Here is an 11,735-nt window from a genome sequence, read left to right on the forward strand (position 1 = left end):
CATAAACTCCTTCTACTTGCGAATGTCGTTAACCTCTATTTTAATGCTTTTCCTTAACCTGGTAAATCATGACGGAGCAATATTGGCGATTTCGTTGGAAAATACATGCATAAAAAACCTAAAAATTACATTATATTCTACATAAATAATCTGTCGTGATTAGGGTTCAATACGATCCGTCCGATGATGTCGCTAAGGTTGACTATCAAGGGATGTTTTTGAATGTATCTAATATCAGAGGTTCGTTCCCAAATTTCTGACAGGTAATTCTCCTTAATTGAAAGGGCCAGGACACGTGTCCTGGCCGCTCTTTCCTGATGATAACAATGCTATATAACGGTTTCACGAAAAGGATATCCGATCTCGCCTATTCTTTCATTCGTTCTGCCCGAATAATTCTACGGATCGATTGCTCCGTTAAATAATATCGTTCTGACAATGTACGGATGGAGTCGCCATGCAAATAACTTTTGAGAATGCTCCGATTCCGAATATCCAGATCCTTCTTGACCCCGGTTTGTTCACCCCAGGACTTCCGGTTCTCCGACTTTCTCGGAATATAAATATAACTTCCATCAATATATTGTTGAATGGTTTTGACTACATGTTCAGGTAAAATATCAAGTGCTCTCTCGTATTTCATTCTCTCTGCTCCTATCTACATAGAATCGTGTAAATAGCGAGCAAAGCCGGCACATGAAATATTGCAGTTCTAATTCATGTTGAAGAAGGCTCCGAACAAATTATGCCCGATATTTCCGTGCGGCTTTGCCCGGAGCCTGATTTAACGACTTGAACGGTTGTGCTTCTAACGTGAGCCATCATGATTTTCACCTCGCCAGATTGGATATTTCAAAGTTTACTCGGTTCTGTTCTCTATTCTAACAAATTTGTTCTCCTTTTTAACCATCAATCCGGATAGGACTCACTCCACATGGTATACTTTTCCCATAAACCAGTTAATGAGGAGCCTGTTTCCGTGGGACCGATTGGTTGAATATAGACAAATGAAAAAGGACCTGATTCAGGTCCTTTTGTCATGCGCTCGCAGCTTCCCGCAATTTCTCATTCAACAATTGAAAAGCTTGCTGAATGCTTTCTCTTGGCGTCTTGCTGTACCGCTCCCCAATGTGAACTTCCGTATAACATTGGCTTCCCCCTGCTTCGTTTAGATAACTGATCAATCCGACGCCCGTCGCGCGGTAAACCTCAATAAGAATCGGTTCAAGCTGTTCTTTGTCCCATTCAAAATGTACATGAAACATATTCGATACGGGCACGGCAGGCTTCGTATTCACGCCCTTGCACTGATTAAACAGCGCTGCGAGCTCTTTAGCTTCCTCGTAATACCGGCCCATATTACCTATTCTTTCCTTGTAATAATAACTTGAACTGATGATATACGGGTAAAGACTGACCAGATCCCCGCCATGACGCCTTTTCCATACTTTGGATTTCTCCACAAAGTCGGTGCCGCCAGCCAGAATAGCGCCGGCAATCCCGCCTATACCTTTATAGAAGGACACATATACACTGTCAAATAGAGCACAGATTTCGGCCGCCGTTTTTTGATAATACGGAGTGATCTCGAACAATCTTGCCCCGTCCAGATGCAGCTTTATGCCTTGAGAACGACAATACGCCGATATGGCCTCCAACTCTTCATATTCGGGCAGCTGCCCTCCGATTTCACGCTGCGGCAGCTCCAGCAGCAAACATGCAATTTCGCGATTCAGATTCTGCACGTCTTCAAGCGTAATCAAACGCTCTTTATCAGCAAGAAGAATCGGTTCGATATGATGCAGCTCCTTAAGCCCGTCCTCTTCGTGAATCTCCAGATGACAGAGGGGATGATAAGCCACTTGTTTCAGCCCAGCATCATCGCACCAGATCCGCAAAGCAATCTGCTGCGCCATGGTTCCGCTCGGAAAAAAGACAGCCGATTCCTTGCCCAGAACGTCTGCCATGCGCGCCTGAAACTCCTCAATGATGGCGCCTTTGCCGTATGTATCCCCCATCTGCGACCCATCCACATCCCGAAATGCCTCCAGCAGCACCTCGAGATTCCTGCGGCTATGTCCAATCAATGGATAGGCTGTTTCGCTATAAGCTTCGCTAATCGATTTACGTTGTTCTCCCATGTCGCATATCACTCCTTCTCTTTAACCGATAATAAGAACTCATCATCAGACGTAAAAATTTAATTTCTTCGCTTATCAAGCATACTAGATAAATGAATAAGTGGAAAATCATATTCGCTTTCGTAATACCTTCGGAAAAACTTGACAAAAGTAAACCGAAGGATTACATTGTATATGAGCATATGTTCATATTATAAATAACGCAAATGGTTCCATGATTATTGATTTATTCCACAGTTGGATTCGAAGGGAGTTTTCGATTATGCATCATCATAACCACCATCATGGGCATGACCACAGCCACCATGATCATGCCCGCTCAGGAAACAAAAAAGGACTTGCCATTGCCCTCATCATCACACTTGGCATCATGATTCTAGAGTTTATAGGGGGCTTGCTGACCAACAGTCTGGCTCTGTTATCCGATTCCGGGCATATGTTAAGTGATGCCAGCGCTTTGCTGCTCAGTCTGGTCGCATTATGGTTTGCCACAAAGCCCTCATCGCCGAATAAAACCTATGGCTTTTACCGTTTTGAAATATTGGCAGCACTACTAAATGGCGTCGCCTTGTTTGTCATCGCCGGCTTTATCGTATGGGAAGCGATTCAGCGCTTTGACGACCCGCCAACCGTCGCCAGCGGAAGCATGATGCTCATTGCAGCCATCGGCTTGTTGGCTAACCTTCTCAGTGCCTGGTTCTTGATGCGAACGGGAGATGTAAAGAACAATGTGAATCTCCGCAGCGCATACCTCCACGTTATCGGCGATGCGCTCGGCTCGGTAGGAGCCATCATCGCCGGGATCGTGATGATGGCCTTCGGATGGTACATTGCGGATCCTATCATATCCATCCTTGTGTCGATCTTGATTCTGAAGAGCGCTTGGAGAATCATACAGAATACCGTTCATATTCTGATGGAGGGAGCACCGGCAGCGATAAACCCTGAAGAGGTAAAGAAATCCCTGCTGTCTATATCTGGGGTCACCGGCATCCATGATCTTCATATTTGGACGATTACGTCCAATTTCGATTCCTTAAGCTGCCATCTCGTCGCCGAGGATGAAGCGAGCAGTTATGAGATTCTGCAACAAGCGATCGATCTTCTGGACAGCCGATTCCACATCGAGCATTCAACGATCCAGATTGAGAACTCCACTATCACGCATCGTGATAATAAAGTCTAATCTCTTCTCTGCGGTAGTCCTTTAGTTCATGAAAAGGGGAAAAAAAGCTGCCGAGGTTTACACTTTTTACAAGCTCGGTTGACCTCCATAATGAGAGTAACAAGACATTCTACCGGCGTTACAGCGAATTCCGAATGTCTGATAGGGAGGTTAACATGAGCAACGATTTTTATACACTGGAAAAACTGAACGAATACCAGCAAGCAAAATGGGACGAACTTGATCGTCAAGGAAGATTCATTATTCATGACGAGATCGCATGTGAATCGCAGCATACCTCAAACAATACTCGAATTCTCGATAAACTTTATGGCTTCTTTCGAAAGCGGAGATCCCGAAGAAGCCGCACAAAATCCTTATAAGAAATAAAGAGCAAGCGCGGTTAGTCGCGCTTGCTCTTTTTATGAGAAGAAATCACACTCGCCAAATCTGCTTGAAATCCAGCCATCCCAGATTATTGATGACAACCCCTTTATAAGAAGGATCCAAGCTTGCGTAAAATCTCGTATGAACCAAGAATGATACATGTGCTTCCTCCCGAAGCCTCTCTTCAATATGGGACAACAAACTCAAACGCTCCTCATACCACTCGCTGGCAAGCGCATCATCCACGCAATCTTTCACCCAATGATGCAGCGATGGATCCATGAACTCTTTAACTACGCTTCCCTTCTGCTCGTAATTCTCGATTAAACACACTTCTTCACCTGGAAGAACAAGGCCGTGCAAGACACAATCCATGGTGTTCATCACATCCGATTGGTGTATGGTATCCATCCTCTCCTCCCGGATAATCAATGGAATCCCGATGGAAGCGCACTGCTTCTGAACCCATTCGGCGTCTTTGACATGATTGGCGAGCGTAGCCATGGTAATGGGAGAGCTGTCATAACCCGACTGTTTCAGCAGTGACTTTGCGAGCTCGGGATCATGTCGGTCTTTACGGTAAGGCGCTTGCTCATCCATAATGAATCCTTTGGCCGGGTATAGCCGGTTGCCGCCAAGTTCGCGTATCATCTCGGCACGGTTCAGAATCAAGCTGAATGCCCGGCGAAATTCGATGGACTGATAGGGCCCCGGCTTCTTCATATTCCACGTAATCAAAGTCGTACAGCCTTCGGAAGATTCTATGATATCGACAGCATGCTTCTCGCCTTTATGCTCGATACGCTCCGGATCTTGCAGCAGCCGCTCCCAGCTGACCTCGCAGTGCTCCGTATCCTCGGGCATCATGATAATGTGGATGTTGTCCAAATGCGGCCGTCCATGATAATAATGGGGATTCGCACGTATGGTCAGCCGTTCATCGGTCCATTCTTCCACCTGAAAAGGGCCCGTTCCGACAGGAAGCTTCCAGAACTGTTCTTCATTAAGACTCACCAAATGTTTGGGCACGATGGACATGCAAATGGAGCTAACAAACCGGATAAAAATTCGATTCGGCTTGTTAAGAATAAAACGAACCTCCCGAGGCGATACCGCCTCTACTCGCTGCAGTTCACGCACGATCCAACCATTTCGTTTATCCCGTCCCAGGCGTTCTACCGTGAATTTCACGTCCTCCGCCGATAACTCTCTACCGTCATGGAACCGGATTCCTTTACGCAGGTGAAAAGTCCAGACCGTTCCATCCTCATTGCTGTTCCAATAATGCGCGATAACGGGAAGATATTGATCGTTGGCATTATCGTATATCACCAGCCGGTCAAATATCTGCTGGATCATATGCGCTTGAAAACTGTAGTAGCATTCGGCGGGATCCAACGTTTCAATCAAGCGGTACACGGGAAGCCGCAGCGAATCCCTTGCTTCCGCTTCCCCTTCTCTCATCTCCTTGCTAAAGCCAAAATGCCCGTTCATCCATTCCACGTAAGAATCGTTGGTGTGAATACCTTGACCATAGGTACGCAGCAGTTCGAAGGCCTGCCGATATTCCCCTTTTAACGCGAGCTGCTGCGCAGCTTCCTGAAGCAGATCAGCTTGATCGGCTAGAAAGGTAAGCTTGGAACGATTTCCTCGCCCGCGTCCTGCCTTCCACATAATCCAACCCTTCTCCTCGAGCTTGCGTATAACGAGCTTGGCATTCCGCGTTGTGCAATATAGCGTTTCGGCGATCTGCTCAAGCGTCACTTCCGTAGCCGTGTTGGCCGGAGCGTTAACAGCAAGCTTTTGGTGCAGCATGAAGAATTGTTCGTACAGCATTGCAATCCGCTCCCCCCTGGTAACATCTATACGATTTATTCTACTTGGAGATCGTTTCGAGCGCGAGTCCCTTTTCGGTAGAAAACCATTATATTCGAAAAAGAACAAAGGCATTCCATATGTCGGCCTACACAAGTTGTTAGTCATGAGTTTACACGCCATGATGGATAAGCGCGGCTTCCGTCATGTTATCATTCACAGGATTGAATGATAAGCTCAACCACCTTCTGCAGTGTCAATGCAAGCTCCTTGCCCTCGGTCATATTCTTCAATCGAACCATGCCCGCCGCCGCTTCATCTTCGCCGATTAGGATGGCATATGGAATACCCTCAGCTGAAACAGAAGCTAATGTTTTCTTTAATTTGCGGCGGTTGTCCGCCAATCGCGTATGAATCCCGCGATTCCGGAGTGCCGCTGCAGCCGTCAATCCTTCGGGTATGGTTTCTCCTATAGGGATAACCACAACGAGCGGCTTGTTTGTTTCAATCGGACGGTTTCGGATCATCTCCATGATGGATTCCATGCCGAACGAAAGACCCACCGTAGGATAAACATTGTCCTCGCGTCCAACGAGCTGCCCGATAATCACGTCATACCTGCCGCCTCCACCCAAGCTTGAACGAAAGCCCTGAGATGCGTCAAAGATTTCGTAAACGGTTCCTGTGTAGAAGGACAATCCTCGGGAAAGAAACGGATCAAATACGCAGATGTTTTGCAGCCCGACGCGCTGCAGCATATTTTGCAGGATCTGGACTTCTCGTGCTCCGCGCTCGTTGTCCAGGTTGTATGTGCTTGTTATTTGCGCTAATGTCGGCTCCTTGAGATCAACAAAATCAAGAATTTGACGACAAATCGCCGATGCGAGCTCCTTACCCGCAAGCTCTTGTCGAACACCCTCCTTACCCATCTTGTCGAGCTTATCCAGCGTCAGCATGACGGTTGGTTTCATCTCTTCCGGTACGCCCAAAGCTCCAAGAATTTCACCAAGGAAGCTTCGGTTGTTCCACCGGAGCATGATCGGGATTTCAAGTCTCCGAAACACTTCGGCTGCAAGCTGCATTAGCTCAACCTCCGCTTCCGGTCCCGAGATCCCCACCACATCAACGTCGCACTGCAGAAACTCCCGCAATCTTCCCCGTTTGACGGGACCATCGCGGAATACCTTCCCCATCTCATAACGTTTGAAGGGCTGGCTGATGGCGGGATTCAGCGCGATTACCTTGGCGAATGGAATCGTCAAGTCGTACCGGAGGCCCAGACGTCGCGTTCCCTGATCTGTCAGCTGGTACATTTCCTTCAGAATTTCTTCCCCTCCTGCGTATTTGGAAGACAATAACTCGGATTCATTCAGAATGGTTGTCTCCATTTCAGCATAGTCATAACATTCAAACACTTCACGCAGCGTCGATTGCACCTTTCTTCGGATCGCCTGTTCTTGGCCAAAATAATCATACGTTCCTTTTACGTTCTGCATCGTAATCATCCTTTCGTTCTAAATGAAAATAAAAAACGCGCCGGACCTCATGGTCCCGCGCGCTGAATATGCGGCAGGGAGGCCAACGCGAACAGCGTTAGCCCACCCTGTAGAATGACAGGCGTGCTAACGCTGCTTGTGATGATGAAGTTGATTGAATTTGATGTTGATCATGGTATAATCCCCTTCACTGTTTAGCCAAATGATTAAGGGGAATTATAGCGCAATCGTGTTATATATTCAAGGGCAATCCATTCTTAGATCGTACGCGACCAATGGCGATGTGCCGCGATGGCATGAATGAAGGCCTCGCCGAAAGGCTTCAAATCCTCATTCTCTTGCGCAACCACCACCCCTTCACCACTGGATGATGGAAGCAAATTTGCCCCTTCGGCAATGGCTGCGATCGGCTTGAAATGCTGATACGCTTCCTTGACAAAATCCAGCACCTTCGGCTCCACCAGGAGCTCCGATACGCTTAACGCACCGCCTGCGACAAGCACCGCATCGAACAAGACGGAATCCGCCCCAAGCAGCGAATGGTTCACTTCCAGTTCCGCGCCGGCTTTGCCTCGAATGACGCCGAGCTTTGCACTAACCACTTCAGTGATGACGCCGGCTTGCTGCAGCTGCGTAAGCACAAACGGGAGTTCATCCGTGAATCCGTTGCCTGCCAGCACCGCCACTTTACGGGTTAACGGGAGCTTCACGGTATTCATCATGCTCAGTGCCGGAGAAGACTCGCTGGAAGCGGAGAAGCTGATTTGCGGTGGCATGGTTCCGATGCCCTCCGAAATCCGGGTGGCAAGTTCGCTATCAACGTTCGCGAACAGGTCAACGACTTGCTGGCGAATTTCCTTTCGCTGTACTTTACCCAGCTCGAACTGGAATGCGGATACGATATGCTGCTTCTCGACCTCGGACATGCTGTTCCAGAACAGGGCCGCTTGGCTGAAATGATCCTTAAAGCTGTCACTGCGTGCCTGCACCTTACGCCCTTCCACCTTCTCGGTGTAATGCTCATAACCCCCGCGCTCCGCTGGAACCGGCTTCGGCGTGTTACCGGCAATACCGTTCTTATGATAGCTAACAGGGCCCTTATTGATGGTCATACGATGCATCCCGTCACGCTGATTGTTATGAACCGGTGCGATTGGACGGTTGATCGGAATTTCGTGGAAATTGGGTCCGCCGAGCCGTGAAAGCTGGGTGTCTGTATAGGAGAATAAGCGGCCTTGCAGTAGCGGGTCATTAGTAAAATCGATTCCCGGTACGACATGTCCCGGATGGAAAGCAATCTGTTCCGTCTCCGCAAAGAAATTATCTGTATTGCGATTGAGTGTCATTTTGCCAATGATTCTGACGGGAATGAGCTCTTCGGGCCAAATCTTGGTCGGATCAAGGATATCAAAACCAAAATTGAATTCCTCATCCTCCCGAATCATTTGAACGCCAAACTCAAATTCCGGATAATTTCCTGATTCGATCGCATCCCACAGATCACGCCGGTTAAAGTCGGGATCCTTGCCTGCCAGCTTCTGCGTTTCATCCCATACGAGGGAATGCGTGCCGAGCACGGGCTTCCAGTGAAACTTCACGAAATGCGCTTGTCCTTCTTCATTCACGAAACGGAAGGTATGGACGCCGAAGCCCTCCATCATTCGAAAGCTTCGCGGAAGCGAGCGGTCGGACATCGCCCACATGATCATGTGCGCGCTTTCCGAATTGTTCGCCACAAAATCCCAGAACGTATCATGGGCGGATTGCGCTTGCGGAATCTCGTTATGCGGCTCAGGCTTGACTGCATGAACGAAATCGGGAAACTTCATCGCATCCTGTATGAAAAAGACCGGCATATTGTTGCCCACAAGATCATAATTCCCTTCTTCCGTATAAAACTTGGTTGCGAAGCCGCGTACGTCCCTGACGGTGTCGGCTGATCCCCTGGAGCCAGCCACCGTGGAGAATCGGACAAACACCGGCGTGACGACGGAAGGGTCCTGCAGAAATTTGGCTTTTGTATAATCTTTCATGGATTCATATAGCTGAAAATAGCCGTGAGCCCCAAAACCGCGGGCATGCACGATCCGTTCCGGAATCCGCTCATGGTCGAAATGCGTCATCTTCTCTCTGAAATGGAAATCCTCCATCAAGGTTGGACCGCGCTCGCCCGCTTTAAGCGAATGTTCATCTTCAGCGACTTTAAGTCCATGATTGGTTGTCAAGTCTTTACCGTCATTGTCTACCGTAAATTGTTCCAGCTGTTGGTCCTTGCTTGTCTTGCCCCGGCTGTTGTTAGCATTCGAATGGGTGTTTGATTTGTCCATTTGTCGGAACCTCCTGGTATGTAGGTAGTAGATGAGTGTCTGACGTAAATGCTTGGTAACAGATCCGCTTGCGAACCCGAAATGTATTTACCCTGCATACTGGAATACGAATCCAGAATCAAACTTCCTTCATGAAAAGCTCATCTAACCGTCCGATTGGGTTTGAGCGCCTCCATCTCCGGTTTCCAGCAAAAAAAGCAGCCCCCCTCCCTAGAGGCGGACTGCTCTGAATGTACTTCGTCGATGTTCCAAGCCTAAACTTAAATCCCCTCAAGTTTATCCGGATTCCTCACAATATAAATATTTTGCAGCAATCCGTTCCGAATATTGACAAAGATAACGCCGGTAACACTTCCTCCCTGGCGGAATATAACAGCGGTTTGATGGTTCAGTTCCTTTACCTCGATCTCCGGCGCTACTCCATCCTCCAGCTGCGCTTGGTGAAGAATGCCGATGAGGAAACGGGCAACCCGCTCCTTGCTCTCGACCGGTCTCGCAGCTGCGATCACTTTACCGCCGCCATCGGACAACAATACAGCATCATCCGCTAGCAGGGATAGGACATGTTCGGCATCTCCTTCGGATAGGGCCGTGAAGAACCGGCTCACCCATTCCTCTGCCATGGACCCCACGCCAATCAGATCGTCCTCCGTGATCCCCATCTTTCCTCTCGCCCTGCTCATAAGCTTGCGGCAGTTCGCCTCGGTTTTATCGATCAGTCCGGCGATTTCCGGATAATCGAATCCAAGCGCTTCCTGCAGAACAAACACGGCCCGCTCCGAAGGAGACAGCCGCTCCAGCAGAACCAGCATGGCATAGGAGAGCAGTTCATGATTTTCGACGGCTTCATAGGACTCGCTATAGGCTTCCGGGATCGGTTCCGGAAGCCAGGGCCCGTAGTACTGCTCTCTTCGATTTCGAGCTGACTTGATTTCGTCGATGCAGCGATTCGTCACCATTTTGCACAGATAAGCTTTTGGCTCCTCCAGCTTCTCCAGGGGAAGACTGTGAACTTTCACGAACACATCCTGTACCGCGTCCTCTGCGTCCGACACCGTTCCGGTCATTTGATAAGCAAGATGAAACAGGAGCCCCTTATACTGCTCATACAGCTCTAACATGCCGTTTCTTCATTCCTTTCAAGCAGGATTGCTGCTAATTTATCGAACCATGCTGGAATAATTCCACATGAACGATTTGACTTTGTAAGCCAGCTTTCCTGTGATCATAATATCTATTCCCCATGTACGCGACCAGACTAACCCATGTCCCGGCCCCAGCCCGACCGTATACCCCTCCGATACACTCTTATGCTTGGCTGCAGGCGCACCGATCAAATCTGCATGCACAATGCCGCCAAGTCGCGTCGCTTGGGGGATCGCTTCCTTGCATGTCATCCGGTCGGCAGCACCGTTAGCGGGATCAACCACATGCGCGCAATCGCCGATGCCATATACTCCCGGAGCATCTTTGACACGATAGCTTTCATCTACAACGATTTGACCGTCCATCGTAACCGGCAGTCCGAGGCTGAGCAGCGCGGGGTTAGGAGCGAGGCCAAGCGTCCATACCGTGAGGCCCACAGGGATGGGAGATCCATCGTTGACATGAACCAGCCCCAGCTCCTCTTTGATCACTCTTCTTCCATGATGAAGGACTATCCCAAGATCGGTTAAATATCGTTCAAGCCGATGCGCGACCTTCGCAGGCCCTTCCAGGAACAACCGTTCCTGAGAATTGAATAGATACACACGGATTAACTTCGGATCTAAACCAAGCTTAACCGCCTCTGACCGCATGGCGTTGACCATCTCGGCTGACGTTTCGATGCCCGTTATGCCGGCACCAGCGACCGCTGCACTCATCAGCCGCTGCTTCTCCTGCGCATCCCTTTCCCTTACGGCCAACCTAAGGTTTGCGTGCCACCGTTCCCGGATCCGCTCCGCCGCTTCCAAGCCTGTCAGCGATATTCCGCCTTGTTCCGGTGCTGCCTGACGCACGATGCTTCCTATGGCCATCACAAGGACATCATATTCCACCTTATGTTCCAGCCCTTTGCTGTCTTCCAAAGTCAGCTGTTTGCTCTCCTTATCCATGCCGGTCAGCCTGCCCTGTATGAAACGGGTACCTTCCGGCATGACCTGTCCCCAAGGAACGGTGATCCCCTCTTCACTCACTGCAGGACGGAACATCAACACTTTCCGCACATGGGCGGAACCCTTATCGATCAGGATCAGGCGCAGCTTCCTTCCATTGAGTCCTTTATGACAAGTTTTATGAATCGCTTTTAGAGCATGTATACCTGCAAAGCCTCCACCAACGACAACACATGTTAGATCCTTCATGAGTCAACCCATCTCCTTTTGTTTTATGCGATTTTGCACATAACACGAGAAGAAGGCTG

Annotated in this window: 8 protein-coding genes; 1 reads left to right on the top strand and 7 read right to left on the bottom strand. The window is 49.0% G+C overall.

Features of this window, described 5'->3' with window-relative positions; all coding sequences use genetic code 11:
• Positions 1-367: 367 nt before the first annotated feature.
• Positions 368-643, bottom strand: coding sequence for a CD3324 family protein (locus tag MKX98_RS19205; RefSeq protein ID WP_339217891.1), 276 nt, complete (start codon positions 641-643; stop codon positions 368-370).
• Between the two features lie 394 nt (positions 644-1,037).
• The gene (locus MKX98_RS19210) at positions 1,038-2,141 is read right to left on the bottom strand and encodes a beta-eliminating lyase-related protein (RefSeq protein WP_194543173.1); all 1,104 of its coding nucleotides are present in this window, start codon (positions 2,139-2,141) and stop codon (positions 1,038-1,040) included.
• Positions 2,142-2,403: 262 nt separating this feature from the next.
• Between MKX98_RS19210 and MKX98_RS19215 the strand changes: the two genes are divergently transcribed.
• Positions 2,404-3,327 carry a cation diffusion facilitator family transporter gene (locus MKX98_RS19215; protein ID WP_339217893.1) on the top strand — a complete coding sequence of 308 codons (924 nt, stop codon included), beginning with the start codon at positions 2,404-2,406 and terminating at the stop codon, positions 3,325-3,327.
• 414 nt (positions 3,328-3,741) lie between these two features.
• On the opposite strand, the gene MKX98_RS19220 is transcribed toward MKX98_RS19215, so the two are convergent.
• The 5 genes from MKX98_RS19220 to MKX98_RS19240 all read right to left on the bottom strand — a co-directional run bounded on the left by MKX98_RS19220 (position 3,742) and on the right by MKX98_RS19240 (position 11,676).
• Complete coding sequence (locus MKX98_RS19220) at positions 3,742-5,529, bottom strand: ABC transporter substrate-binding protein (protein ID WP_339217895.1); 1,788 nt, start codon at positions 5,527-5,529, stop codon at positions 3,742-3,744.
• A 191-nt stretch (positions 5,530-5,720) separates the two neighbouring features.
• Positions 5,721-7,004 carry a histidine--tRNA ligase gene (locus MKX98_RS19225; protein ID WP_339217897.1) on the bottom strand — a complete coding sequence of 428 codons (1,284 nt, stop codon included), beginning with the start codon at positions 7,002-7,004 and terminating at the stop codon, positions 5,721-5,723.
• Between the two features lie 257 nt (positions 7,005-7,261).
• Positions 7,262-9,331, bottom strand: a complete 2,070-nt coding sequence (locus MKX98_RS19230) for a catalase (protein WP_339217899.1) — start codon at positions 9,329-9,331, stop codon at positions 7,262-7,264.
• 260 nt (positions 9,332-9,591) lie between these two features.
• The gene (gene sigJ, locus MKX98_RS19235; RefSeq protein ID WP_339217901.1) at positions 9,592-10,452 is read right to left on the bottom strand and encodes an RNA polymerase sigma factor SigJ; all 861 of its coding nucleotides are present in this window, start codon (positions 10,450-10,452) and stop codon (positions 9,592-9,594) included.
• A gap of 39 nt (positions 10,453-10,491) precedes the next feature.
• A complete protein-coding gene (locus MKX98_RS19240; RefSeq protein ID WP_339217903.1) occupies positions 10,492-11,676 on the bottom strand; it encodes an FAD-dependent oxidoreductase in 1,185 nt (394 codons plus the stop codon).
• Positions 11,677-11,735 lie beyond the last annotated feature (59 nt).

It is taken from the genome of Paenibacillus sp. FSL W7-1332 (assembly GCF_037969785.1).
Lineage (GTDB): Bacteria > Bacillota > Bacilli > Paenibacillales > Paenibacillaceae > Paenibacillus_AQ.

What these genes read in the sequence shown, in the direction of transcription:
- MKX98_RS19205 (WP_339217891.1), bottom strand. Translation starts at nt 643, where the DNA reads ATGAAATACGAGAGAGCACTTGATATTTTACCTGAACATGTAGTCAAA.
- MKX98_RS19210 (WP_194543173.1), bottom strand. Translation starts at nt 2,141, where the DNA reads ATGGGAGAACAACGTAAATCGATTAGCGAAGCTTATAGCGAAACAGCC.
- MKX98_RS19215 (WP_339217893.1), top strand. Translation starts at nt 2,404, where the DNA reads ATGCATCATCATAACCACCATCATGGGCATGACCACAGCCACCATGAT.
- MKX98_RS19220 (WP_339217895.1), bottom strand. Translation starts at nt 5,529, where the DNA reads ATGCTGTACGAACAATTCTTCATGCTGCACCAAAAGCTTGCTGTTAAC.
- MKX98_RS19225 (WP_339217897.1), bottom strand. Translation starts at nt 7,004, where the DNA reads ATGCAGAACGTAAAAGGAACGTATGATTATTTTGGCCAAGAACAGGCG.
- MKX98_RS19230 (WP_339217899.1), bottom strand. Translation starts at nt 9,331, where the DNA reads ATGGACAAATCAAACACCCATTCGAATGCTAACAACAGCCGGGGCAAG.
- sigJ (WP_339217901.1), bottom strand. Translation starts at nt 10,452, where the DNA reads ATGTTAGAGCTGTATGAGCAGTATAAGGGGCTCCTGTTTCATCTTGCT.
- MKX98_RS19240 (WP_339217903.1), bottom strand. Translation starts at nt 11,676, where the DNA reads ATGAAGGATCTAACATGTGTTGTCGTTGGTGGAGGCTTTGCAGGTATA.